The sequence below is a fragment of the Borborobacter xinjiangensis genome (assembly GCF_047739745.1).
Classification (GTDB): Bacteria; Pseudomonadota; Alphaproteobacteria; order Rhizobiales; family Rhizobiaceae; genus Pseudaminobacter.
Map to the genome: position 1 here is coordinate 41,897 of NZ_JBLLVA010000005.1, position 23,405 is coordinate 65,301.

The 23,405-nt window shown below is 62.1% G+C and carries 23 protein-coding genes; 12 read left to right on the forward strand and 11 right to left on the reverse strand.

What is annotated here, in order from left to right; all coding sequences use genetic code 11:
* Positions 1 to 139: 139 nt before the first annotated feature.
* A complete protein-coding gene (locus tag ACLKMW_RS08130; protein WP_415724102.1) occupies positions 140 to 496 on the forward strand; it encodes a response regulator in 357 nt (118 codons plus the stop codon).
* Positions 497 to 533: 37 nt separating this feature from the next.
* Complete coding sequence (locus ACLKMW_RS08135) at positions 534 to 1,907, forward strand: PleD family two-component system response regulator (protein ID WP_415723921.1); 1,374 nt, start codon at positions 534 to 536, stop codon at positions 1,905 to 1,907.
* A 330-nt stretch (positions 1,908 to 2,237) separates the two neighbouring features.
* On the opposite strand, the gene rpmG is transcribed toward ACLKMW_RS08135, so the two are convergent.
* The 6 genes from rpmG to topA all read right to left on the reverse strand — a co-directional run bounded on the left by rpmG (position 2,238) and on the right by topA (position 10,015).
* Positions 2,238 to 2,405, reverse strand: coding sequence for a 50S ribosomal protein L33 (gene rpmG, locus ACLKMW_RS08140; RefSeq protein ID WP_128625673.1), 168 nt, complete (start codon positions 2,403 to 2,405; stop codon positions 2,238 to 2,240).
* Positions 2,406 to 2,513: 108 nt separating this feature from the next.
* Positions 2,514 to 3,653 (reverse strand): MFS transporter, encoded by a 1,140-nt coding sequence (locus ACLKMW_RS08145; protein WP_415724103.1) that lies wholly within the window; start codon positions 3,651 to 3,653, stop codon positions 2,514 to 2,516.
* Positions 3,654 to 3,711: 58 nt separating this feature from the next.
* Positions 3,712 to 4,452, reverse strand: a complete 741-nt coding sequence (locus tag ACLKMW_RS08150; RefSeq protein ID WP_415723922.1) for an NUDIX hydrolase — start codon at positions 4,450 to 4,452, stop codon at positions 3,712 to 3,714.
* A gap of 164 nt (positions 4,453 to 4,616) precedes the next feature.
* Positions 4,617 to 5,051 carry a DUF983 domain-containing protein gene (locus ACLKMW_RS08155; protein ID WP_415723923.1) on the reverse strand — a complete coding sequence of 145 codons (435 nt, stop codon included), beginning with the start codon at positions 5,049 to 5,051 and terminating at the stop codon, positions 4,617 to 4,619.
* Positions 5,051 to 7,372, reverse strand: a complete 2,322-nt coding sequence (gene rnr / locus ACLKMW_RS08160; RefSeq protein ID WP_415723924.1) for a ribonuclease R — start codon at positions 7,370 to 7,372, stop codon at positions 5,051 to 5,053. Before rnr ends, ACLKMW_RS08155 begins: the two co-directional genes overlap by 1 nt.
* Positions 7,373 to 7,378: 6 nt before the next feature.
* Positions 7,379 to 10,015, reverse strand: a complete 2,637-nt coding sequence (topA, locus tag ACLKMW_RS08165) for a type I DNA topoisomerase (RefSeq protein ID WP_415723925.1) — start codon at positions 10,013 to 10,015, stop codon at positions 7,379 to 7,381.
* A 294-nt stretch (positions 10,016 to 10,309) separates the two neighbouring features.
* On the opposite strand from topA, the gene ACLKMW_RS08170 reads away from it, so the two are divergent.
* On the forward strand, positions 10,310 to 10,504 hold the full coding sequence (locus ACLKMW_RS08170) for a hypothetical protein (protein ID WP_415723926.1): 195 nt from the start codon (positions 10,310 to 10,312) through the stop codon (positions 10,502 to 10,504).
* Here ACLKMW_RS08170 and dprA read toward each other — a convergent pair.
* Genes dprA through ACLKMW_RS08190 form a run of 4 tightly spaced genes read right to left on the reverse strand, consistent with a single transcriptional unit; the run spans position 10,475 to position 14,472 of the window.
* Complete coding sequence (gene dprA, locus ACLKMW_RS08175) at positions 10,475 to 11,602, reverse strand: DNA-processing protein DprA (RefSeq protein ID WP_415723927.1); 1,128 nt, start codon at positions 11,600 to 11,602, stop codon at positions 10,475 to 10,477. The genes ACLKMW_RS08170 and dprA overlap by 30 nt on opposite strands.
* Positions 11,599 to 12,207, reverse strand: coding sequence for a glycerol-3-phosphate 1-O-acyltransferase PlsY (gene plsY, locus ACLKMW_RS08180; protein ID WP_415723928.1), 609 nt, complete (start codon positions 12,205 to 12,207; stop codon positions 11,599 to 11,601). Before plsY ends, dprA begins: the two co-directional genes overlap by 4 nt.
* Positions 12,208 to 12,223: 16 nt before the next feature.
* Positions 12,224 to 13,510 (reverse strand): dihydroorotase, encoded by a 1,287-nt coding sequence (locus ACLKMW_RS08185; protein WP_415723929.1) that lies wholly within the window; start codon positions 13,508 to 13,510, stop codon positions 12,224 to 12,226.
* Positions 13,507 to 14,472 (reverse strand): aspartate carbamoyltransferase catalytic subunit, encoded by a 966-nt coding sequence (locus ACLKMW_RS08190; protein ID WP_415723930.1) that lies wholly within the window; start codon positions 14,470 to 14,472, stop codon positions 13,507 to 13,509. The genes ACLKMW_RS08185 and ACLKMW_RS08190 overlap by 4 nt, the downstream gene beginning before the upstream one ends.
* 168 nt (positions 14,473 to 14,640) lie before the next feature.
* Between ACLKMW_RS08190 and ACLKMW_RS08195 the strand changes: the two genes are divergently transcribed.
* Both ACLKMW_RS08195 and ACLKMW_RS08200 read left to right on the forward strand, forming a co-directional pair.
* On the forward strand, positions 14,641 to 16,266 hold the full coding sequence (locus ACLKMW_RS08195; RefSeq protein WP_415723931.1) for an acyl-CoA dehydrogenase family protein: 1,626 nt from the start codon (positions 14,641 to 14,643) through the stop codon (positions 16,264 to 16,266).
* Positions 16,267 to 16,542: 276 nt separating this feature from the next.
* Entirely contained in the window at positions 16,543 to 16,854 is a 312-nt protein-coding gene (locus ACLKMW_RS08200) for a DUF6105 family protein (RefSeq protein WP_415723932.1), read from the forward strand.
* Here the strand turns inward: ACLKMW_RS08200 and ruvX are convergent.
* Positions 16,821 to 17,330, reverse strand: coding sequence for a Holliday junction resolvase RuvX (gene ruvX / locus ACLKMW_RS08205; protein ID WP_415723933.1), 510 nt, complete (start codon positions 17,328 to 17,330; stop codon positions 16,821 to 16,823). The genes ACLKMW_RS08200 and ruvX overlap by 34 nt on opposite strands.
* A gap of 53 nt (positions 17,331 to 17,383) precedes the next feature.
* On the opposite strand from ruvX, the gene ACLKMW_RS08210 reads away from it, so the two are divergent.
* The 7 genes from ACLKMW_RS08210 (at position 17,384) to ACLKMW_RS08240 (ending at position 23,325) form a co-directional block, all read left to right on the forward strand.
* Positions 17,384 to 18,091, forward strand: coding sequence for a metal-dependent hydrolase (locus tag ACLKMW_RS08210; protein ID WP_415723934.1), 708 nt, complete (start codon positions 17,384 to 17,386; stop codon positions 18,089 to 18,091).
* Between the two features lie 97 nt (positions 18,092 to 18,188).
* Positions 18,189 to 18,476 (forward strand): Asp-tRNA(Asn)/Glu-tRNA(Gln) amidotransferase subunit GatC, encoded by a 288-nt coding sequence (gene gatC, locus ACLKMW_RS08215; protein WP_415723935.1) that lies wholly within the window; start codon positions 18,189 to 18,191, stop codon positions 18,474 to 18,476.
* Between the two features lie 46 nt (positions 18,477 to 18,522).
* Positions 18,523 to 20,004, forward strand: coding sequence for an Asp-tRNA(Asn)/Glu-tRNA(Gln) amidotransferase subunit GatA (gene gatA / locus ACLKMW_RS08220; protein WP_415723937.1), 1,482 nt, complete (start codon positions 18,523 to 18,525; stop codon positions 20,002 to 20,004).
* Between the two features lie 32 nt (positions 20,005 to 20,036).
* Complete coding sequence (locus ACLKMW_RS08225; RefSeq protein WP_415723938.1) at positions 20,037 to 20,831, forward strand: YdcF family protein; 795 nt, start codon at positions 20,037 to 20,039, stop codon at positions 20,829 to 20,831.
* A 266-nt stretch (positions 20,832 to 21,097) separates the two neighbouring features.
* The gene (locus tag ACLKMW_RS08230; protein WP_415723939.1) at positions 21,098 to 21,226 is read left to right on the forward strand and encodes a hypothetical protein; all 129 of its coding nucleotides are present in this window, start codon (positions 21,098 to 21,100) and stop codon (positions 21,224 to 21,226) included.
* Positions 21,227 to 21,405: 179 nt separating this feature from the next.
* Positions 21,406 to 22,806, forward strand: a complete 1,401-nt coding sequence (locus ACLKMW_RS08235; protein WP_415723940.1) for an L-serine ammonia-lyase — start codon at positions 21,406 to 21,408, stop codon at positions 22,804 to 22,806.
* Positions 22,807 to 22,881: 75 nt separating this feature from the next.
* On the forward strand, positions 22,882 to 23,325 hold the full coding sequence (locus ACLKMW_RS08240; protein WP_415723941.1) for a DUF1489 family protein: 444 nt from the start codon (positions 22,882 to 22,884) through the stop codon (positions 23,323 to 23,325).
* The last annotated feature ends 80 nt before the right edge of the window (positions 23,326 to 23,405 follow it).

Sequence of the window (23,405 nt, forward strand, 5' to 3'; positions counted from 1 at the left end):
ATTCGCCTGGGGTTTCCGTTTCATCAATCATCTTGAGTTAGTCTGACGACGGGTTTGGTGCCGGTCGGCAAAAAGGCTGCCCATTTTCGCGCTTGCCGCGAGCGGCAGTCGGGACGGGAAATCAATGGCTAAGAAGGTTATGATCGTCGAGGACAACGAGCTTAACATGAAGCTCTTCCGCGACCTGATCGAAGCAAGCGGCTACGAGACCGTGCGCACGCGCAATGGCCTTGAAGCCCTCGAACTGGCCCGGACACACCGCCCGGACCTGATTCTCATGGACATACAGCTTCCGGAAGTGTCCGGCCTCGAAGTGACGAAGTGGCTGAAGGAGGACGATGAACTCCATGTCATTCCCGTCATTGCGGTTACCGCTTTTGCCATGAAGGGCGACGAGGAACGCATCCGGCAGGGCGGATGCGAAGCCTATATTTCAAAGCCCATATCGGTGCCGCGCTTCATCGAGACCATCAAATCCTACCTTGGCGACGCTTGATGGCCGTCCGCATTTCCATACGTGATCGAGTAATATCATGACCGCGCGAATTCTGGTCGTCGACGACATCCCGGCCAATGTGAAGCTGCTCGAGGTCCGCTTGCTGGCCGAGTATTTCGAAGTTCTGACGGCAACCAATGGCCTCGATGCGATCGAAACCTGCGAGAATGGCAAGGTTGACGTCGTCCTGCTTGACGTAATGATGCCGCACATGGACGGGTTCGAGGTTTGTCGACGCCTGAAAAGCGATCCGGCAACCTCTCACATTCCCGTGGTCATGATCACCGCGCTTGATCAGGTATCGGATCGCATTCGCGGGCTTGAGGCGGGCGCCGACGACTTTTTGACCAAGCCGGTCAACGATTTGCAATTGATGACGCGGGTCAGGAGCCTGGTGCGGCTGAAAATGCTGACCGACGAACTTCGCCTGCGCGCCTCCACGACACGCAATATCGGCATCGAGGAATTGCTGTCGCGCCGTCAGCCCTCGCAGGAGATGATGGCGAAGGTGCTGCTGGTAGACGAACGAGCGTCGTCTCATGAGCGCATCCGCCAGATGTTGCGCCAGACGGCGGAAATCGATCTGGCGACCGACCCGCATGCCGGGTTTTTCCAGGCGGCTGAAGCGGCCTATGAATGCATCATCGTCTCGACCAGCTTTGCGGATTTCGATCCCCTGCGGCTGTGTTCGCAATTGCGCTCGCTCGACCGCACGCGCTTCGTGCCGATCATTCTTCTGGCGGAGAACGGCGAGGAGGACCGGATCATTCGTGGCCTCGATCTTGGCGTAAACGACTTCCTGGTCCGCCCGATCGACCAGCAGGAGCTGACCGCGCGTCTGCGCACGCAGGTGAAACGCAAGCGCTACAACGATCATCTTCGTGCCAGCGTCACACAGACCATCGAGATGGCGGTGACTGACGGGCTGACCGGCCTCCACAATCGCCGCTATCTGGACAGTCACCTCCAGACATTGTTCGACCGCGCGGTGGCGCGCCGTCGCTCGCTATCGGTGATGATCACCGACCTCGACCGCTTCAAGAACGTCAACGACACCTACGGTCATGATGGCGGGGACGATGTGCTACGCGAGTTCGCCAGACGCCTGCGCAAGAATGTGCGCGGCATTGATTTGGCTTGTCGCTACGGGGGCGAGGAATTCGTCGTGGTCATGCCCGATACCGATGGTCCGGTGGCGGAAAAGGTCGCGGAGCGGATCCGCGCCGAAATTGCGCAGACGCCGTTTCCGATCGGCAAGGATGGCAAAACGCTGGAAGTCACTATCAGCATCGGCGTTTCGTCACTGCGGCGGGGGAGCGATTCGGTGGAGGACCTGATGAAGCGAGCGGATGTGGCACTCTACGAAGCCAAGATCGGGGGACGCAATCGTGTGGTTGCCAAGGCAGCCTGATGCCTGCGTCAATAGGTCTTGGTTAGCCGTTTACGTTAATGCACGCGAATTGACCGGAGTGGTTAAGAAAGTGTTGATTTCCAAGCGTTCTCGCGCGACTGTCTACCTGACAGCCTAAGACGGCGCGGGCATGGAGATCCACCCCGCAGGTCTTCGCATACCCCATGATGCTCAGGTCCGCCGCATCTCCTGGGTCCGTGGGGTCGGCCGGTCGGCACTGGCATATAGTGGCCTCCTCGTACCGCTGCCAGATCGCCGATCGGCCCCCGATCCGCAAAAATGAAAAAGCCGCCCAAAGGCGGCTTTTCGATCTCGCAGGAGTGGCGAAGATTACTTGATCTTCGTCTCTTTGAACTCGACGTGCTTGCGCGCGATCGGGTCGTACTTGCGGAACGACAGCTTGTCGGTCTTGGTACGGCTGTTCTTGCTCGTCACGTAGAAGAAACCGGTGTCTGCGGTCGACAGAAGCTTGATCTTGATGTTTGCGGCTTTGGCCATTTTGCTTGTCCGTTGAGTTCTAGAGTTCGGGCCGCCTGACCACGGCAAAAGCCGGACGCGGAAAACTTGCCGCGACACATAAAGAACGTGCGCGGAAAGTCAAGTCTGTCAGCAGTTGGGCCGGGCAAGTCGGTTCAACAACAGCACAATGTAGGCGGCAAAAAACAGCGCGAGCGACCAGGCAAAGCCGTCGACGCCGAATAGATCCATACCGATGCCGATGACCTGCGGGCCGAGCATCATGCCGAATCCGTAGCAGAAAACGAAGGCGGCATTGGCGTTGGCAAGCTCGTGCCCTGCAAGGCGCGAGCCGAGATGCGCCAGCCCGACAGTGTAGAGCGCGGCGACCACGCCGCCCCACACGAAAAGCAGGCCCGCCATCAAATGCCAGTTGACGTCTATATAGGGCAGGGCAAGCATTCCGATCAGCCCGACGCCGGCGCAGGCAAGCAGCAGATGGCGGCGATCCTTGATTCTGTCGGAAACCATGCCGAGCGGTATCTGCAGAAGCACATTGCCAAGACCGATCATCGTCAAGAGCAGCGCCGCGTCGCCTTCCGAATAGCCCACGCGGCTGCCATATACCGGAAACAGCGCGAAGCCGCCGGTTTCGACCGCTCCGAACACCAATACCGCCGCCGTCGCGGTGGGTATCAGCCAGGTGTAGCGTATAAAGCCGGCCGAACCGCCTTCCGCCACGATTTCCGGGCTTTCGCGCCATGCGGCAAGCACCGGGACGGCGGCGATCACGACCAGCGCGAAAACCGTGCCGAAGGGCAGGAAGCCGGTGCTGCCCATCTGGGCGAAAAGCCAGGGACCCGCGGCAAAGCCGAGCGACAGCACTGTTGCGTAGATGCCCAGCACCAGCCCGCGCCGGCGCGGCGGAGCCGAACTGCTGATCCAGAATTCGGACAGGATGAACAGGACGGTCAAGGCAAGGTGCAGCAAGACGCGCAGCGGGAACCACATCCAGAATGCGGGTGCGAAATAGAAGCCGACAAAGGCAAATGCGCCGAGCAGGATCATCGCCAGCATCGTCCAGACAACACCGAAACGCACCGCAAGCGGTGTCGCCAAGGGTGCCGCGGCGATCGAAGCTATGCCGGCCACGGCGGTGTTCAGGCCGATCATCGATGCGGAATGGCCGCGCGTTTCGAGGATGATGCTGAGCAGTGGCATGCCGAGCCCGATAGCAATGCCCACAACGCTGATGGAAGCGACGGCTGCCGAAATCGACAGCCAACGCATGGGAACGTCGTCGGCAACCGGCTGGGAACTCACTGTCATTTCTGAATGTCGATTAGTCCTAGAGAACGGCTCGAACGAAGCGGTTGTGGAGCATGCGGTAGAAAGGCACGGGTGCGCCCGGGTTGAGGTCGGGATCGTCGGCCAGCCGTTTTTCAAGTTCACCGAGCACGGTACGGGTGATCGCCGGAATGTCGGCCTCTCTGGCCTCGGACAATGGCAGCCAGACCAGCTCCTCTAGTTCGTTGGTGGGTCCGCCGTCAGGCAACTCCACGGCGACATCCTCCTTCCAGGCGGAAAGGAAGCGGGTATCGAACCGGCGAACGCGTCCGGGAGGGGTGATTGCTCGGGCGATGAAACGCAGTGGCCGAAGCGTTGGCTGCACCTCGTGTTCGACAAAGCCCTGCCAGTCGTGCTTGGGAGTGGCGAAGGGTTGCCTGCGCCCGATCAGCAGGCCCGCTTCCTCATAGGTTTCGCGAATGGCCGACAAGGCGATGGCGCGGGCACGCGCGATGCTTGCGCGCGCGGTCGTTGCGATCAGCTTGGCCTCGTCGGCGGGATGCATGCCGTCGATGACCGGTATGCGGCTGTCGGAGGGATCGGTGCGGCCACCGGGAAAGACGAATTTTCCGGGCATGAAGGCATGACGGGCGTGCCGACGGCCCATCAGCACCCGAACTTCACCGCCCTGGCGGTCGAGAAGCATGAGGGTTGCGGCGTCGCGGGGCCTTTTCGGACCGGGGCCGAGCGCGGAATCGCGCGCTTCGGCCCTATCCACCTGGGATTTCGTCATTCCGTCCATATGCGCACCTTAGAGCCTGTTCCTTTTCGGGTGAATCGGAATCGGCGTCTATCTTTCCTTTGGAGCATGATCTTTTCCGAAAGCCGGTTCCCAACTCGGGATCATGCTTTAGGGAAAACTCGCTGAAGACGGAATTATTCCAAGGGAGGACATTGCTCCAGTTTTCAGGCTTCGGGCTGCGACTCGATTAAATCGTCCTCGCCACCGAAGCCGTGCATATAAAGTGCCCATTGCAGGCCGATGATGGCCCCCTTGGTGGGGCGTAGCATGGCGAGTGCCATGATGATGGTCAAAGGCACCCAGATCGCAAGATGCTGCCAGGTGGACATGGTGCTGGTCGCCTCGACGCCCATGAAGGCGCCGACGACGATATGGCCGACGATCACCACCACGAGATAGGCCGGGAGGTCGTCGGCGCGATGGTGGTGCATTTCCTCTCCGCAATGCTCGCACTGATGCACCGCCTTGAGGAAAGACGAAAACAGCCTGCCTTCGCCGCAATGCGGGCAGCGGCCGAGAAGCCCTCGCTTCATTGCGGTCCAGATTGGGCGCGCAGGCCTGCCGGAGTGATGTTCGCCGCCGAATACCTGCTCTTCCATCACCGTCTCCTGTTGCGTTCCGGCTTGCGCGCCTGCGCCGCGCGGCTTCGCGATTTCTGCGCCTTCGCCTTGTGGAACGACCTCTTGGAGCCGGGCAGGGGTTTCGGATCGGTCAGCATCTCGAAGCGCATGGCGCCTGCAAGCGGCGCGACCTCGACGAGGCGAACCTCGACGCGATCGGCGAGCTGATATCCTTGGCCTGTACGATCTCCAAAAAGGGCTCGGGCAATTTCATCGTATACGTAGTAATCGCCATCCAAGGATGACACGGGTATGAAACCATCCGCGCCGAACTGCGGCAATTGGACAAAAAGTCCTGCTTTGGTCACGCCGGAAATGCGCGCGTCAAACGTGTCGTTCAGCCGCCCGGCGAGATAGCCGGCGATAAGCCTGTCGACCGTGTCGCGTTCGGCCGCCATGGCGCGGCGCTCCGTTGCTGAAATCAGCTCGGAAATATCGTCGAGACGCTCTTCCTCGGCCAGCGTCAGCCCGTCCGGACCAAGCTTCAGCGCGCCGATCAGCGCCCGGTGTACGATCAGGTCCGCATAGCGTCGGATCGGTGAGGTGAAATGCGCATAGCGGCGCAGGTTCAGCCCGAAATGCCCGAGGTTCTCCGGCGAATACAGCGCCTGGCTTTGCGAACGCAACACGACTTCGTTGACCAGGGCCTCATTTTCGGCGCCGCGAACGCGGCTCAGAATCTGGTTGAACTGCGACGGCTTCATCTGCGCGCCATGCGCAAGGGAAAGCCCAAGCGTGGCGAGAAACTCGCGCAGCGATTCCTGCTTCAGCAGCGAGGGTGCGTCATGGATGCGGTAGACCAGGCTCTGCTTTTTCGCCTCCAGTGTTTCGGCGGCGGCGACATTGGCCTGGATCATGAATTCTTCGATCAGCTTGTGAGCGTCGAGACGCTCCGGCACGATGACCCGGTCGACCGTGCCGTCGGGTTTCAGCAGAATCTTGCGCTCCGGCAGGTCGAGTTCGAGCGGCTGTCGCGATTCGCGACCGCGCTTCAACACCTCGTAAGCCGCCCACAGCGGCTTCAACACCGGTTCCAGAATGGGTCCGGTCACATCGTCCGGCACGCCGTCTATTGCCGCCTGCGCCTGCGAATAGGCAAGGCGAGCCGCCGACTTCATCATGATGCGGTGGAAGGAATGGCGAATTTTGCGCCCGTCAGCCGAAAACACCATGCGGGCGGCAAGCGCCGGCCGGTCGACATTCTCCTTCAGCGAGCACAGGTCGTTGGAGATGCGCTCGGGGAGCATCGGCACCACGCGATCGGGAAAATAGACCGAATTGCCGCGCTTCAGCGCCTCGCGGTCGAGCGCCGTGCCAAAGCGGATATAAGCCGCGACGTCGGCGATCGCGACGATTGCAACGACCCCGCCGGGGTTCTTTTCGTCCGTGTCCGGTTCGGCGAACACAGCGTCGTCGTGGTCCTTGGCGTCCGCCGGGTCAATGGTGATCAGCGGAATGTCGCGCCAGTCCTCGCGCCGCTCCATGGCTGCGGGCTTTGCGGCATCGGCTTCGGCCAGAACCTCGGACGGGAAGATATGCGGAATGTCATGCGTGTGGATGGCGATCATCGAGACCGCCTTTTCGCTGGTCAGCGAACCGAGAACCGTCAGCACCTTGGCGCGCGCGAGCCCGTAGCGTGAGGCGCGCTGCGGCTCTACCTCGACGAGATCGCCGTTCTTCGCACCGTTGCGATGTTCTTCCTCGACGACCAACTCGGCTTGCCGCTTTTCGACCGGCTCTATGCGGAAGCTTCCATCCTTGAGCACGCGGAAGACGCCGAGAACGGCTTCGCTCCGTTTCTCGAACACCTTCATCACGCGCGCCGTATAGGCAGGGCCTTGCGTCGCCTCGGTCGGAAACGTCTTGGCCAGCACGCGGTCGCCGACCCCCGCAGTAGGTCCATTGCGCGACGCCCGGATTGAAACGACGATCGGCGCTGCTCCTTCCGGCTGTTCGGTCGGGCGGGCCAGAAGCCCGCCATCGGCGTCGCGCGCGAAAATGTCGAGAACCGCGACATTGGGCAGGGCGTCTGGCCGCCTCAGCCGTTTGCGATCCTTCGCCAGCAGGCCCTCGTCCTGCAGGTCCCGCAGCATATCCTTCAGCCAGATGCGGCCTTCGCCCTTCAGGGAAAAGGCCTTGGCGATCTCGCGCTTGCCGCTGTTGTCGGGGTTGTCGGCGATATAGCGCAGGATGTCGTCGCGCGAGGGGCGAAAATCGCGCGATCCATCTCCGGAGCCGGATGCAGCGGATGGGCGGCTCTTGCCGCCAGAGGCTTTCCGCCCGGAGATGTTCCTTGCCAACGGGGCCTAGTCCTCTTTTTTCGTCGCAGGCTTTTTCGCTGCCGCCTTCCTGGCGGCCGGCTTCTTTGCAGCGGGCTTTTTGGCTGCGGTCGTCTTGGCGCGCGCCGGCTTCTTGCCGCCGCCCTTTGCTTCCTTCTCGGCAATCAACGCCACGGCGTCCTCGACGGTCACGGACATCGGGTCCTTGCCCTTGGGCAGGGTGGCGTTGATCTTGCCGAAATTGACGTAAGGCCCGTATTTGCCGTCACGCACCACGATCTTGCCGCCGCCGTCCGGATGGTCGCCAAGCTCCTTGAGGGCTGCGGCCGCCGTGCCGTTGCGTCCGCCTCTGCCCTTGGATTGCTTTTCGGCGATCACCGAAACCGCGCGGTTGAGGCCGATCGAGAACACCTCCTCGATGGAGTCGAGATTGGCGTAAGTGCCGTCATGCAGCACGAACGGACCGTAGCGGCCGAGGCCGGCCGAAATCATCTTGCCGCTTTCCGGGTGCTTGCCGACATCTCGCGGCAGAGCCAAGAGCGCCAAGGCCTTCTCATGGTCGATGGTTGCCGGCGACCATCCCTTGGGCAGGCTGGAGCGCTTGGCCTCCTTGCCTTCACCGCGCTGGATATAGGGGCCGAAGCGACCGCTGCGGAGGGTTATGTCTTCGGAGGTATACGGGTCCTTGCCGAGAACTTTGGTGCCGTTTTCGCCATTGGCCGCCTCGCCGTCGCCATTGGCGGCGTCGCCAAGCTGACGGGTGTAGCCGCATTCGGGATAGTTCGAGCAGCCGACGAAAGCACCGTATTTGCCGAGTTTCAGCGACAGATTGCCGGTGCCGCATTTCGGGCAGATGCGTGGGTTCGAACCGTCCTCGCGCTCCGGAAACACCAGCGGCGCGAGTTCCTCGTTCAGCGCATCCAGCACGTCCGTGACGCGCAATTCCTTGATGTCGTCGACGGAACCGGAAAAGTCCTTCCAGAAATCGCGCAGCACATCCTTCCAGGCGAGCTTGCCGTCGGAAATCTCGTCGAGCTTTTCCTCGAGCGACGCAGTGAAATCATACTCGACATATTTCTCGAAGAAGCTCTCCAGAAACGCCGACAGGAGACGCCCCTTGGACTGCGGTACCAATCTGCGGTTCTCGATCTTCACATAGTCGCGGTCTTCCAGCGTTTTCAGCGTCGCGACATAGGTCGAGGGCCGACCGATGCCGAGCTCCTCCATCTTCTTGATGAAGGAGGCTTCCGAGTAGCGGGGAGGCGGCTCTGTGGTGTGGTGAGTGGCGTTGACCGATTGCCGGGCGAGCGTTTCGTCGGCACGAAGCTGGGGAAGCCGGCGGCTCTCCTCGTCTTCGGCGTCTTCGTCCTTCTGGTCGGTATAGGCGGCGATGAAGCCGTCGAAACGCACGACCGAGCCCACAGCCCGCAGTTCCGCCGTGTTCGCGCCGTTGCGCGCCTCGATCTCAACCGTGGTGCGCTCGATTTCTGCCGGCTGCATTTGGCTGGCGATGGCACGCTTCCAGATCATTTCGTAGAGACGGGCCTGGTCGGCGTCCAGATATTGGCGCATCTGGGTCGGAGTGCGCGAAAAGTCGGTCGGGCGAATGGCTTCGTGCGCTTCCTGCGCGTTCTTGGCTTTTGCCGAATAATAGCGCGGCTTGTCAGGCACATATCTTGCGCCGAACTCCTTGCCGATCGCATCGCGGGCAGCCGAGATCGCCTCCGGCGCCATCTGGACGCCATCGGTACGCATGTAGGTAATCAGGCCGGCGGTCTCGCCGCCTATGTCCATGCCCTCATAAAGCCTCTGCGCCACCTGCATGGTACGGCTGGCCGAAAAGCCGAGCCGCGACGAGGCAGCCTGCTGCAGGGTCGAGGTGGTGAAGGGAGGGCCGGGGTTGCGCTTGGTCGGCTTGGCTTCGACCGATGCGACCTTGAAGGTTGCGCCGTCGAGCATGGCCTTGATTGCGTCGGCTTGCTCCTGGCTCTTGATGTCGAGCTTCTGCAGCTTCTTGCCGTCATAGACGATCAGGCGCGCTTCGAAATTTTCCGCGCGCGGCGTGCTCAGGATGGCGGCGATCAGCCAGTAGTCCTCGCGCACGAAACGCTCGATCTCCGCCTCGCGATCGCAGACGAAACGCAGAGCCACGGACTGCACGCGCCCTGCCGAGCGAGCGCCCGGAAGCTTGCGCCACAGAACCGGCGAAAGCGTGAAGCCGACCAGATAATCCAGCGCGCGGCGCGCCAGATAGGCGTCAACCAGCGGCGGATCGATCTCGCGCGGATTGGCCATTGCTTCGAGGACTGCGGGTTTCGTAATGGAGTTGAAGACGACCCGCTTGATCGACTTGTCCTTCAATACGCGCTTCTGCTTGAGCACCTCCAGCACGTGCCAGGAAATCGCTTCGCCCTCGCGATCCGGGTCGGTGGCGAGAATCAGGCCGTCGGCGTCCTTGACCGCCTTGGCGATATCGGTGAGGCGCTTGGACGAAGCCGTGTCCACGGCCCACGACATGGCGAAATCGTCGTCAGGCCTGACGGAGCCATCCTTTGCCGGCAGATCGCGAACGTGCCCGAAGGAGGCGAGAACCTTGTAGTTCCTGCCCAGATATTTGTTGATGGTTTTGACCTTGTTGGGCGATTCGACGACGACGACGTCCATATTTACTCGCATTTCCGGGCCGCGCCGTACCGAACGCGGCGCGCGACAGATTTTCCTTGATGGTCAGTCACATGGCTGCGCTTTCCCGTTCGGTCAAGTGGCGGGGTGGAAAAACGGGCGCTGCGACAGGCTTACAATTTTTGATTGTATAACTTACGTGTTGCAATCCTTGGTATATTCAATGTACCTTATTGATGATGGCCTGAGCGACCCTAGCGAGTTCGGCCGAACCGAACATGTCACATGACCCTGCGTCATGGCAAATGTGCCGCGCAGGCTGGAGGAGTAGTGCGCATGCAGCAGGCCTTCACGACAAGACGTACGGACACGCTGGATTATTTGCAATCTATGCTTGGCCAGTTACGTACGATGGCCGAGGCTGAACGATGCGACATGCTCGCCTATCTCATAGGTATGGCCTACATCGAGGCAAGCGACATCATTCGCGGTGAACGGCCGTCACGCGTGCAGCGATACCGCTCCTCCTGAGTGGCGCTCCAGCCGGCCAGCGAGATCGAGCTCCAGCAGGATCATGAACAGTTGCGCCGGGTGCAGACCTGTGTGGCGTACAAGGTCATCGACGGCAACGGGCGCCGGCCCCAACGCCTCGACCACGCGGGCGCGATCGTCGTCGGCGGGTGGATGCGCGGCGGCGAAGTCCGGAGGCTCCTGGAGCGACGAAGATGGCTCTTGTCTCATGCCGGCTAGGGGTGCGAATGCCTCGGCAATATCTCGCGCATTGGTCACCAGCGTCGCCCCGTCCTTGAGCAGGCCGTTCGTGCCGGCGGCGCGCGGATCGAGCGGCGAGCCGGGCACCGCAAACACCAACCTGCCCATTTCGCCGGCAAGCCGCGCGCTTATCAGCGAGCCGGAACGCAAGGCTGCCTCGACCACCACCAGCCCAAGCGCGATGCCGGCGATGAGGCGGTTGTGGCGCGGAAAATCCTGGGCGCGCGGTTCCCAACCGAACGGCATCTCGGAGACCAGCGCGCCGCCATTTTTCGCGATTTCTTCGCAGAGGCCGACGTTTTCCGGCGGGTAGATACGATCAAGTCCACCGGCGAGAACGCCGATGGTGCCTGTCGGCAAGCTCGCTTGATGGGCTGCCGTATCGATGCCCCGCGCCAGCCCGGAGACTACGACGCAGCCGTCGCGACCGAGATCGGTGGCCAGCATGCGCGCCATCTTCACGCCGGTTAAAGAAGCATTGCGTGCCCCGACGATCGCCACCGGTGTCGGTGTGAAGACGGTGCTCGAGCCTTTGACCGCCAGGAGCGGCGGCGGGTTTTCGATGCGCCGCAGCGCCGGTGGATAATCGGCTTCGCCGACGCCGATGAAACGCGCACCGAATTTGCGCGCCGTTTCCATTTCGGCTTCGGCTTGTGCAATCGAGGGAACATGCGCGCTGCGCCTTGCGCCGCCCGAGCGCATCAATTCCGGCAACATTTCGATGGCCGTTTCGGCCGAGCCGAAGCGGTTTATCAAATCGCGAAAACTGGCCGGGCCAATGTTCGGCGTGCGGATCAGCCGAAGCCAGTTGAGCCGTTGCCGGTCGCTGAGACGTGGACCGGCGGCGACATTCATCATTTCGCTCCGATCCGCGATTCCGTGCCGGCAAGCAGCCTGGAAATATTGGCGCGGTGTTTCACGATCACGATCAAGCTCATCAGCGCAAACAACGCCGCGATGGTCGGGAAGCCAAGAATATAAAGAGCTACCGGCACCGCGACCGCGGCGATCAGCGCGGCCAGTGACGAATAGCGCGTGATAATCGCGACGCCGAGCCATGCGATCGCGAAGACCAGCGCACCCTGCCAGGCAAGGCCGATCAGCACACCGAGATAGGTGGCGACGCCCTTGCCACCCTTGAAGCCGAGCCAGACGGGAAACAGATGGCCGATGAAAGCGCCGAAGCCGGCGGCCAGCGCCGCCTCGGGAGCGAAGGAACCTGCGATCAGCACTGCGGCCGTGCCCTTCAGCGCGTCAAGAATGAGGGTAAGGGCTGCAAGGCCCTTGTTTCCAGTGCGCAGCACATTCGTTGCGCCGATATTGCCCGATCCGATCTTGCGCACATCGCCGAGCCCGGCAGCACGCGTGATCAGCAGGCCGAAGGGAATGGACCCCAGCAGATAGCCGAAGGCCAGCGCCACAAGGAGGTAGGGTAAGGAAATCTGTAGCGCGGAATCAGCCATTCATTTCCCCCAAAACTCAGGCTGAAAAGACTGTGCGGCCGGCCACCAGCGTTTGCAAGACCCGGCCCTGCAGACGCGCACCCTCGAAGCAGGTGTTTTTCGAGCGTGAAAGAATGGCGTTCTCGCGAACGATCCAGGGCTCATCGAGGTCGACCAGAACGAGATCGGCGGTAGCTCCTGGCTTCAGCGTGCCGCCCGGTAGCCCGAACAGTTTTGCCGGTGCGGTCGACACAGCCTCGATCAGACGCAACAGTGGGATGTCGCCGTTGTGATGAAGCCGCAGCGTCACGCCAAGCAGCGTTTCCAGACCGATCGCCCCGTCGGCTGCATCGGCGAACGGGAGGCGCTTTGTATCGACATCCTGCGGATCGTGCGAGGAAACGACGATATCGACGGTTCCGTCCCTGAGAGCCTCGACCATCGCCAGGCGGTCTTCTTCAGCGCGAAGCGGCGGCGATAGGCGAAAGAAGGTACGATACTCACCGACGTCGTTTTCGTTGAGCGCCAGATGGTTGATGGACACGCCGGCACTGACTTTGGCGCCGTCCGCTTTGGCGCGGGCCACTGCCATTGCCGCCATGGCGGTGGAGATCTTGGCGGCGTGATAGCTGCCGCCGGTCAGGCGCGCCAGCATCAGGTCGCGTTCCAGCGGGATGGCTTCCGCCTCGCGCGGAATGCCGGAAAGGCCGAGCCAGCTTGCATAGAGCCCTTCATTCATGACGCCGGCGGCGGCCAGGTCGCGATCCTGCGTTTCATGCGCGATGGTTGCGCCGAAGTCGCGGGCATAGGTCAGCGCCCGGCGCATGGTCAGCGCGTTTGCTATGGTGCGGCGCCCATCGGTGAAGGCGACCGCGCCGGCCTCGCGCAGCAGGCCGAACTCGGTCATCTCGCGGCCTTCAAGGCCCTTGGTGATGGCGGCTGCCGGAAAGACATTGACGATCGCGGTGTCGCGCGCGGTTCTCAGCACGAACTCCACCAGCGCCACATTGTCGATAACCGGATGCGTGTCCGGCATCATGACGACCGAGGTAATGCCGCCGGCGGCGGCGGCAACGCTTGCCGAGGCGATTGTTTCGCGATGCTCAGCGCCCGGCTCGCCGATGAAAACGCGCCCGTCGACCAAACCCGGAATGATGGTTTTGCCGGCGCAGTCGATGGTCTCGGCGCCTGTGGGTGTGCCTTGGTTGAGGGCGTCAGCGCCGGCGGCTACGATCTTCCTGCCGTCCACGATGACGGTACCCACCTCATCGAGGCCGCGCGACGGGTCGACGATGCGGGCGCGGCTGAAAACGGTGACGCTCATCGTTCGCTCTCGTCGGGGTTGCGGCGCGGGTCGAGCAGCGCCTCCATCACCGCCATGCGAACGGCAACGCCCATTTCCACCTGTTCCTGAATGACGCTTTGCGGGCCGTCGGCGATCTCGGAAGCGATCTCGACGCCGCGATTCATCGGGCCTGGATGCATGACCAGCGCATCCTCCTTCGCGGCCTTCAGCTTTTCGGCGTCCAGCCCGAAATAGCGGAAATATTCTCGCACCGAAGGCACGAAGGCACCTTCCATGCGCTCGCGCTGCAGCCGCAGCATCATCACGACATCGGCGTTTTTCAGGCCCTCGGCCATGGTGGCGCAGACCTCGACGCCCATCTGGGCGATGCCCGACGGCAGCAGCGTGGAGGGCGCCACCACGCGCACGCCGGCGCCAAGCGCATTGAGCAGCAGGATGTTGGAGCGCGCGACGCGCGAATGCAGTATGTCGCCGCAGATGACGACCGTCAGGCCGGCAATGCGGCCCTTGGCGCGGCGTATCGTAAGCGCATCGAGCAAGGCTTGTGTCGGATGCTCATGCGCGCCATCGCCGGCATTCACCACCGAACAGCCGACCTTCTGTGCCAGCAGGGCCGCAGCACCCGCGGAGGCATGCCGGATGATCAATATGTCCGGTCGCATCGCGTTCAAGGTCATTGCGGTGTCGATCAGCGTCTCGCCCTTCTTCACCGACGAACTCGCCACCGACATGTTCATGACATCGGCGCCGAGCCGTTTGCCGGCAAGTTCGAAGGAGGATTGCGTACGCGTCGATGCCTCGTAGAACAGATTGATCTGCGTGCGTCCGCGCAGCGTCGACATCTTCTTTTCCGGCCGGCGTGACACAGCTACCGCGGCGTCGGCTCGGTCGAGCAATATTTCTATATCTACGGGAGATAGCTCCCGTATGCCGAGCAGATGGCGGTGCGGATATAGGGGCAGGGACGAGGCGTCTGTCATCTCAAGGCCGTGCTATAGGCGTGCGTGAAAGGCATCGCAAGCATTCGCACCGGCTGGCGGCAATTTCCACCGGGTTTTTTAATCGCGCAGTCAACGGTGCATGGGCTATAAAGCCGACCGAGCGCGCCGGATTCGCCCGGCGTCGAGAATGTCGTATAAGGATTGCGCGTGACCGACGAGGCAACGAACCAGTCTCCGCCGTTGACCGGAAGCAATGCCTGGCGGGACGATCCGTTGCTGGTGCAACTGGCGGAGGATTTTTCCGAGTCCGTGCGCAAGGATCTCGATGGCCTTGGCCGCTTCGTCATGTCGGCCGAGGCGCAGGATTTGGCACGGCTCGCCAATATCGAAGTGCCCAGGCTGAAGACGCATGATCGCTTTGGCAATCGGATCGACATCGTCGAGTATCATCCGGCCTATCACGCACTGCTGCGCCGCTCGATAGCCGGTGGGCTGCACTCGTCGGTGTGGGAGAATGGTGCCGGTGAAACCGGAAAGCGGCACCAGGTCCGCGCTGCACGGTTCTATCTCACTGCCGAACTGGAATCGGGGCATCTATGCCCGATCACCATGACCAGCGCCTCTCTGGCCGCGTTGATGGCAAGCCCAAAGCTGTTTCGCGAATGGGCGCCGCGCGTCACCACGCGCAAATACGACCAGTCGCAGAAGCCACCCGTCGAGAAGGCCGGGCTCACGCTCGGCATGGGAATGACCGAGAAGCAGGGCGGCACCGATGTACGTGCCAACACGACGAAGGCGGAGCGCGCCGGTGGCAGCTTCTACAAGCTCACCGGCCATAAATGGTTCATGTCCGCGCCGATGTCGGATGCCTTTCTGGTGTTGGGGCAGGTGCGGGAAGGATTGTCGTGCTTCCTGGTGCCGCGCATCCTCGGCGACGGCTCCGGTAACGGCTTTCGCTTCCAGCGTCTGAAGGACAAGCTCGGCAACCGCTCCAACGCTTCGTCGGAAGTTGAATTCGTCAACGCCATTGGTGAGATGATCGGTGAGCCGGGGGCCGGCATCAGGACGATCATGGACATGGTCACCTTGACCAGACTCGATTGCGCCGTAGCCTCGTCGGGCATCATGCGCGCCGGACTGGCCGAAGCCGTGCATCACGCGCGTCATCGCCATGTCTTCGGCACTGCGCTGATCGAGCAGCCGCTGATGCAGCGCGTGCTTGCCGACATGGCGTTGGATGTCGCGGGGGCGACGGCGCTCTCGTTCCGGCTTGCGCGCTCCTTTGACGAAGCGGCAAGCGACCGAGGCGAGGCGGCCTTCGCCCGTGCGATGACGCCGGTGGTCAAATATTGGGTCTGCAAGATCGCGCCGGCGCTGCTCTATGAGGCGATGGAGTGCCTAGGTGGCAACGGCTATGTCGAGGAAGCGCCGCTCGCCCGCTATTACAGGGAAGCACCCGTCAACGCGATCTGGGAGGGCTCGGGCAACGTCATGGCGCTCGACGTCTTACGCGTTCTTGGCCGTGCGCCGGCGCTGTTCGACGATGTACTGGCCGGCATAGAACGAGACCTGGGGACGGGTGGCCCCGGCACCATCGGGGTGTTGCGTGCAGCCATGCAGGTGGCGTCGTCCGACGAGGGCTCGGCGCGCATCCTGACAGAACAACTGGCGTTGTCGGCCGCCGCCGCCGAACTGAAGCGGCTTGGGGCAGGGCGCATAGCCGACGCCTTCATCGAGACGCGGCTTGCCGGTCAATGGCGCGGAACCTATGGCATGCTCGATGCTCGCCACGATGCGCGCATGATCGTCGATACGCTCTATCCGGCAGGCTGACCGGCCATCCTACGATCGATTAGCTTTTTTTGAACAAACACTTGCGGTCGCTTGTTGGTTCAACGCTGGCATCCCATGCCGGGCCGTTTATTAACAGTCGGCTCCTGTCTGTTAACCTTAATAAATGGTTTACGTTGCAGCGCTTGCCTGTGGGTTCCACTGTTACAAGCTACCAGCAGGACCGCTCATGAATAAGAATCGCATCATAGCCTCCAACTCTTGCGCCTCGTCCAGAGAGCAAGTCGGTTGCGATCACCTATGCAGCGAGGGCTGCTGATGCGTTATCTCATCGCGCTCTGGCTGGCGCCGCTGGTACTGTTCTGGGGATGGTTCGGCCTGTCATTCTACGACGTGAATTTTGGCTACGTCCTGCTGACGCGGCAGGCGCATGACCTCATTTTCCAGCTTTACGGCGAGGTCCTCGGCATCGACCCCGCGATCATCCCGATGATGATTGTCAAAGCCTGCATATTCGATGGGCTGATCGTCCTGGCGATTGTCGCCTTTCGCCGCCGCCGCACCATCGCGGCATGGGTGAGGGCGCAGCGTGCACGTTATCTTGGCACGGCTTCCTCGCCGAGGATGTGAAGTCGGTCCAGCACGCCTTGGAGAATGAAGGCGGCGGCCGCCGAATCGATCTTCGTCTTTCGCTTCGCCCGCGAAAAATCCATTTCGATCAGGCTGCGTTCGGCAGCCACTGTTGACAGGCGCTCATCCCAGAAGGCGAAGGGCAGATCGGTCAGCCGCGCGATGTTGCGGACGAAGGCGCGCGAGGCCTGTGCGCGCGGGCCCTCGCTGCCGTCCATGTTGACCGGCAGGCCGATGACGACTGCAGCGCAATTCTCCCTCGCAAGCAGGTCGAGCAGGGTTGCCGCGTCGATCGAAAACTTCTTGCGGATGATAACCGGGCGCGGATGGGCAAATGACAGGCCGCGGTCCGACACGGCAACGCCGATTGTCTTGTCGCCAAGGTCGAGGCCGGCAAGTGTGCGCCCGTTTACGAGAAGCGGTGGCAGGTCTTCGATCGCGACGATGTTCAAGCGGGTCGAGCTTTCCTTTGACATGGATACGTCGCCTTCTATCCTTCGATGGAGAAAAAATCGAGGAGACGACGCTCATGAAAATCACCTGGTATGGCCAATCCGCCTTTCGCATCGAGACCGGTGGCTCAAAAATCCTGATCGATCCGTTCCTCACCCAGAACCCGCTGTGGAAAAAGGGTTGGGAAGGACCGGCCGAGGGCGTAACCCATGTGCTCCTGACCCACGGCCACAACGACCATGTCGGCGACGCCGCGGCAATCCTGAAGAAGACCGGCGCGATACTCGTCTCCAACTTTGAAGTCTGCATGTATCTGGCGGGCCAGGGCGTGCCGGCAAGCCAGGTCAATCCCGGCAATCATGGCGGCACGATCGACTGCGGCGGCTTCACCACGACCTTCGTTCAGGCGTTGCATTCATCGTCCTTCGGCGCGGACAGTGGTTCGAACGTCTATCTGGGTAATCCCAACGGCCTGGTGCTGCATTTCCCGAACGACCGCACGCTCTACCATATGGGCGACACCGACATTTTCTCCGACATGGGCCTGATCAACGAACTGCATGAGCCGAAAATCGGCCTCGTGCCGATCGGCGACCGCTTCACCATGGGCGGCGCGGTGGCGGCGCTCGCCTGCCGGCGGTACTTCAAGTTCGAGACCGTTTTCCCGTGTCACTATGCGACGTTTCCGTTGCTCGACCAGACGGCGGAAAAGTTCGTCGCCGGCATGGAGGGATCGGGCGTAGATGTCGTGGTGCCCAAGGTCGGCGAAACGAAGAACATCTGAGCGCCTTCACTGCCGTGCGACATGGCTGTTGCGTGCTGCGTGCTGCGCCGCTATAGCCCGGACATCATGACCAATCCGGTTTTCCCGAGAGTTTCCGATGTCCGTTGACCTGCAGACCGTCAAGCGCGTCGCGCGCCTTGCCCGCATTGCCGTGACCGAGGAAGAGGCCGCGCAAATGGCCGGCGAGTTGAATGCGATCCTCGGCTTCGTCGAGCAGTTGGGTGAGGTCGATGTGTCGGGCGTCGAGCCGATGACGTCGGTGATGCCGCTGGCCATGCGGCAGCGTGCCGACGTGGTCACCGATGGCGACAAGGCGCCCGACATCGTCGCCAATGCGCCGGCGACCGACGAGAATTTCTTCCTGGTCCCCAAGGTCGTGGAATAGCACTGCCACCGACGCCTAGATCCGATGCAGGCCGAACGGAACGAAAATGACTGAACTGACCAAACTGACAATTTCCGAGGCACGCGCCAAACTTCGGGCACGAGAGTTTTCGGCACTTGAGCTCACCGACGCCTATCTCGGGGCGATCGACGCCGCAAACCAGACGCTCAACGCCTATGTCGCCGTCACCCATGACAAGGCGCGTGAGATGGCGAGAGCTTCCGACCAGCGACTGGCCAAGGGCGAGGCGGGCGCGCTCGAAGGCGTTCCGCTCGGCGTCAAGGATCTGTTCGCCACCGAAGGCGTGCACACGCAGGCCGCCAGCCACATTCTCGACGGTTTCAGGCCGCGCTATGAATCGACCGTCACCGCCAATCTGTGGGCTGATGGCGCGGTGATGCTCGGCAAGCTCAACATGGACGAGTTCGCGATGGGCTCGTCCAACGAGACTTCACACTACGGCGCGGTCATCAATCCGTGGCGGGCGGAGGGCTCCAACAAGAACTTGGTGCCGGGCGGCTCGTCCGGCGGCTCGGCGGCCGCGGTTTCCGCCTGGCTGTGCGCGGGCGCGACAGCGACCGACACCGGCGGCTCGATCCGCCAGCCGGCGGCCTTCACCGGAACGGTGGGCGTAAAGCCGACCTATGGCCGTGTCTCGCGCTGGGGTGTCGTTGCCTTTGCCTCGTCGCTCGATCAGGCCGGGCCGATCGCCCGCGACGTGCGCGACGGCGCCATCCTCCTCAAATCCATGGCCTCTGTCGACCGGAAGGACACCACGTCGGTTGATCGGGCAGTGCCGGATTACGAGGCGGCAATCGGCCGCCCGGTCAAAGGTCTGAAGGTCGGGATTCCGAAGGAATACCGGGTCGACGGCATGCCCGAAGATATCGAGGCGTTGTGGCAGAAGGGCGTTGCCTGGCTGAAGGATGCCGGGGCCGAGATCGTCGACATCTCGCTGCCTCACACGAAATACGCGCTGCCGGCCTATTACATCGTCGCGCCTGCGGAGGCCTCTTCCAATCTCGCGCGCTACGACGGGGTGCGCTACGGGCTGCGTGTGCCGGGCAAGGACATCACCGACATGTATGAGCAGACCCGTGCCGCCGGTTTCGGTCACGAGGTCAAGCGCCGAATCATGATCGGCACCTATGTGCTTTCGGCCGGCTACTACGACGCCTACTACCTTCAGGCGCAGAAGGTCCGCACGCTGATCAAGAAGGATTTCGAGGACGCCTTTGCCGCCGGTGTCGATGTTATCCTCACGCCTGCCACCCCGTCCGCCGCCTTCGGCGTCGCGGATGAGGATATGGCCAGCGATCCGGTGAAAATGTATCTCAACGACATCTTCACCGTGACCGTGAACATGGCCGGCCTTCCGGGCATTGCCGTGCCTGCGGGGCTTGACGCGCGCGGCCTGCCGCTCGGATTGCAGCTCATCGGCCGTCCCTTCGAGGAGGAGACGCTGTTCCAGACGGCTCACGTGATTGAGCAGGCGGCCGGCCGGTTCGAGCCGCAGAAGTGGTGGTAAGGGGGCTTCCGCCACCCCTTATGAGGTGACGGATGTTCTTCTTCCTATCGAAAGTCTTCTGGTTTTTCATCCAGCCGCTCAATCTGGCGATTTTCCTGCTTTTGGTCGGGCTCGTGGCTCTGGTCGCCCGGTGGAAGCGGCTGGCGATTGCCGGCTGCTCCGGCGCATTCCTGATTCTTGCCTTCGCGACCTGGACTTCGCTCGGTGCGCTTATGCTGACGCCGCTGGAGGAACGCTTCGGTCGTCCGGCCGTGCTGGAGAAGGTCGATGGCATAATCGTGCTCGGCGGCGGACTGGAAGGAGCGATCAATCTCGCGCGCGGCGGCTATGAACTCAACGCCGGTGGCGACCGCATGGTCGAGACCGCCATTCTGGCTCGCCGCTTCCCGACGGCGAAGGTGGTTGTCAGCGGCGGCACAGGCACGTTGGTTCTCGATGGAGAGGGGGATGCCGAAACGGCGCCCCGGCTGCTTTCGGCGCTCGGCGTCGAGCGGCAGCGGATGGTGCTGGAGAACAAGTCGCGCGACACTTATGAGAATGCGCTGTTCACGAAGGAGCTCGTGTCGCCGAAACCGGGTGAGACCTGGCTGTTGGTGACGTCGGCCTTTCACATGCCCCGTTCGATGGCGCTGTTCGCCAAGGCGGGGTTTGCGGTCACTCCATGGCCAGTGGATTACCGTACATCCGGCGTGGAGGGGGTGGGATTTTTCCGCGATGCACCGCAGGATTCGCTTCGCAATACCACCACCGCGATTCGTGAATGGATAGGGCTTATCGCCTATTGGCTCTCCGGCCGCATCGACTCTCCCTTTCCCGGCCCGGCCTGACGTTCCTTCATCAAGGTCGAACCGAGGACACGCGCCGACACAATCGCGCCACGAAGCTTACCGGTTCATTACCGCATTGCGACCGGTAAGCTGCTGATATGATTGGAAAATCGATCGCGCCAGCATGGCAGCTATGCGAAAGTGGCCATGCTTTGGCCACTTTCGCCGGTTGCTAAGCATGGCACGATGGCGTATCCAGCCGGCCCATTGCGAGCGGGCCAGACGGTCGCACTCGCGCAGGCTCTCTGGGATTGAAAAATTACATCATGGGTGATGGCATTCAGAAGTCTTGCTGGGGTCTTACCGCCAAGGCGGTGATCGGCATTGCGGGGCTTATTCTCTTGACCTGGCTGGTCGGCGGAATCGATACCGCTACGATGCTCGCGTCCAATTGATCGCGACGCTTGTTTGAATTCGAAAGAGGCGCGGCTTTCGCGTCTCTTTTATTTTGTTCGGACGGTGTCGTTGGTAAGGCAGCCAAGGTCGGCGAATGCCGTGCCTTGACTGGAAAATGCCTGTAAAGCATCTACTTTAGTGCAAGATTCCCATTCCAGATCCGTGGAGATCGGCCGTCGTGTTCCTGTCGGTTTTTGACCTGTTCAAGATTGGCATCGGTCCGTCGAGTTCTCATACGATGGGTCCGATGACGGCGGCTGCCCGTTTCCTTGAGGAGCTTCTGGGCGACGACTGGCCACGCCCGGCCGGCGCGAAGGTCGAGCGCATCGCCGCGAGCCTGCATGGCTCGCTTGCCTATACCGGCGTCGGCCACGGCAGCGACCGGGCTGTGATCCTGGGTCTCACCGGACTGATCCCGACCACGGTCGATCCGGACCTTTCGGATGCCATCATCGAAAGGGTCACGCTTGAAAAGCGTGTTTCCCCACCCGGCCATCCGTCCTACCGTTTCGATCCGGCGACCGATCTGGTTCTTGACAAGAAGACGCCGCTGCTCGGCCACGCCAACGGCATGGCGTTCTATGCCTATGATGGCGAAGATCATCTGCTGCTGAAACGGATTTACTATTCGGTCGGCGGCGGCTTCGTCGTTTCGGAAGAAGAGCTTCAGCGCTTGAAGTCGCGCGGTGCGCCGAAATCCGACGATGCCGTGCCTTATCCCTTCAAACATGCGGCCGAAATGTTGGAAATGGCGGCAAAGAGCGGCCTGTCGATTGCTGAAATGAAGCGCGCCAACGAGGAGACGCGCCAGTCGCGCGAGGAACTCGATGCTGGCCTCGACAGCATCTGGGCAGCGATGAAGGGTTGCATAGAGCGCGGCCTTTCGAAGGACGGCATCATGCCCGGCGGGCTGAAAGTGCGACGCCGAGCCCGCCAGCTTCACGACAAGTTGCAGGAAGACTGGCGTCAGAACCGGCCGAATCCTCTGCTGGCGAACGATTGGCTGGCGGTCTATGCCATGGCCGTCAACGAGGAAAACGCTGCCGGCGGGCGCGTCGTCACCGCGCCGACCAATGGCGCGGCCGGCACGCTGCCGGCGGTGCTGCGCTACTGGCTGCATTTTCATGTCGACGCCGATCAGGCAAGCATCCGCGATTTTCTGCTGACCTCGGCCGCCATAGGCGGGATCATCAAGTCGAACGCATCGATCTCCGGCGCGGAGGTCGGTTGTCAGGGTGAGGTCGGCTCGGCCTCGGCAATGGCGGCCGCCGGTCTTTGCGCGGTCATGGGCGGAACCCCGGCACAGGTGGAAAATGCCGCCGAGATCGCGCTTGAGCATCATCTCGGCATGACCTGCGATCCGGTCGGCGGATTGGTGCAGGTGCCTTGCATCGAGCGCAATGCGCTTGGTGCGGTCAAGGCGGTTACTGCTGCATCCCTGGCGATCAAGGGTGACGGCACGCATTTCGTGCCGCTGGATGCCGCGATCGAAACCATGCGGCAGACCGGCATGGACATGAGCGAGCGCTACAAGGAAACCAGCCTCGGCGGCCTTGCCGTCAATGTCGTGGAGTGCTGAGGCAAGCTAGTCTGGCCCGGTGGAAAATACCGATTGTCCGTTGACCGTCGCGCCGCTCGCGCTAAACCAAGGGCCATGGCCACCCTGAACCTCGTCAAGCTTTGCGTCGGATGCGACAGCGTCGAAGACCTGGAAGCGTGGATCGCGTCCAGTCTCGATGAATGCCGCCGATCCGGCGAGCCGATCGAGGACTATCACACGACCCGCATGACGCCGACCCGCGGCGCCGAACTGCTTGCCGGCGGCTCGCTCTATTGGGTGATCAAGGGCAACGTTCAGTGCCGCCAGCGGCTGCTGGAAATCCGCCCATTCACCGATGGCGAGGGAATTTCGCGCTGCCGTCTGGTGCTTGAACCGACCGTCATCCGTACGGACTGGCAACCTCGCCGCGCTTTTCAGGGATGGCGCTATCTCAAGGCTGCCGACGCGCCTGCCGATCTCGGCGATGGCGCAGCCGCCGCCCTGATGGCGATGCCGCCGAAGCTCAGGCGCGAACTCGCCGATCTCGGCCTTCTTTGAAACTATCCGTCCGCGGGTCGCATTCGCCAGCGCTACAGCATCGTTTGAACGCAACAGATAAGCCAGCCCTTGCAAGCTGT

What these genes read in the sequence shown, in the direction of transcription:
- ACLKMW_RS08135 (WP_415723921.1), top strand. Translation starts at nt 534, where the DNA reads ATGACCGCGCGAATTCTGGTCGTCGACGACATCCCGGCCAATGTGAAG.
- dprA (WP_415723927.1), bottom strand. Translation starts at nt 11,602, where the DNA reads ATGATGAATGTCGCCGCCGGTCCACGTCTCAGCGACCGGCAACGGCTC.
- ACLKMW_RS08170 (WP_415723926.1), top strand. Translation starts at nt 10,310, where the DNA reads ATGCAGCAGGCCTTCACGACAAGACGTACGGACACGCTGGATTATTTG.
- ACLKMW_RS08190 (WP_415723930.1), bottom strand. Translation starts at nt 14,472, where the DNA reads ATGACAGACGCCTCGTCCCTGCCCCTATATCCGCACCGCCATCTGCTC.
- topA (WP_415723925.1), bottom strand. Translation starts at nt 10,015, where the DNA reads ATGGACGTCGTCGTCGTCGAATCGCCCAACAAGGTCAAAACCATCAAC.
- ACLKMW_RS08200 (WP_415723932.1), top strand. Translation starts at nt 16,543, where the DNA reads ATGCGTTATCTCATCGCGCTCTGGCTGGCGCCGCTGGTACTGTTCTGG.
- ACLKMW_RS08150 (WP_415723922.1), bottom strand. Translation starts at nt 4,452, where the DNA reads ATGGACGGAATGACGAAATCCCAGGTGGATAGGGCCGAAGCGCGCGAT.
- gatA (WP_415723937.1), top strand. Translation starts at nt 18,523, where the DNA reads ATGACTGAACTGACCAAACTGACAATTTCCGAGGCACGCGCCAAACTT.
- ACLKMW_RS08145 (WP_415724103.1), bottom strand. Translation starts at nt 3,653, where the DNA reads ATGCGTTGGCTGTCGATTTCGGCAGCCGTCGCTTCCATCAGCGTTGTG.
- ACLKMW_RS08230 (WP_415723939.1), top strand. Translation starts at nt 21,098, where the DNA reads ATGGGTGATGGCATTCAGAAGTCTTGCTGGGGTCTTACCGCCAAGGCG.
- plsY (WP_415723928.1), bottom strand. Translation starts at nt 12,207, where the DNA reads ATGGCTGATTCCGCGCTACAGATTTCCTTACCCTACCTCCTTGTGGCG.
- ACLKMW_RS08210 (WP_415723934.1), top strand. Translation starts at nt 17,384, where the DNA reads ATGAAAATCACCTGGTATGGCCAATCCGCCTTTCGCATCGAGACCGGT.
- ruvX (WP_415723933.1), bottom strand. Translation starts at nt 17,330, where the DNA reads ATGTCAAAGGAAAGCTCGACCCGCTTGAACATCGTCGCGATCGAAGAC.
- ACLKMW_RS08155 (WP_415723923.1), bottom strand. Translation starts at nt 5,051, where the DNA reads ATGGAAGAGCAGGTATTCGGCGGCGAACATCACTCCGGCAGGCCTGCG.
- ACLKMW_RS08130 (WP_415724102.1), top strand. Translation starts at nt 140, where the DNA reads ATGATCGTCGAGGACAACGAGCTTAACATGAAGCTCTTCCGCGACCTG.
- rpmG (WP_128625673.1), bottom strand. Translation starts at nt 2,405, where the DNA reads ATGGCCAAAGCCGCAAACATCAAGATCAAGCTTCTGTCGACCGCAGAC.
- gatC (WP_415723935.1), top strand. Translation starts at nt 18,189, where the DNA reads ATGTCCGTTGACCTGCAGACCGTCAAGCGCGTCGCGCGCCTTGCCCGC.
- ACLKMW_RS08240 (WP_415723941.1), top strand. Translation starts at nt 22,882, where the DNA reads ATGGCCACCCTGAACCTCGTCAAGCTTTGCGTCGGATGCGACAGCGTC.
- ACLKMW_RS08225 (WP_415723938.1), top strand. Translation starts at nt 20,037, where the DNA reads ATGTTCTTCTTCCTATCGAAAGTCTTCTGGTTTTTCATCCAGCCGCTC.
- ACLKMW_RS08185 (WP_415723929.1), bottom strand. Translation starts at nt 13,510, where the DNA reads ATGAGCGTCACCGTTTTCAGCCGCGCCCGCATCGTCGACCCGTCGCGC.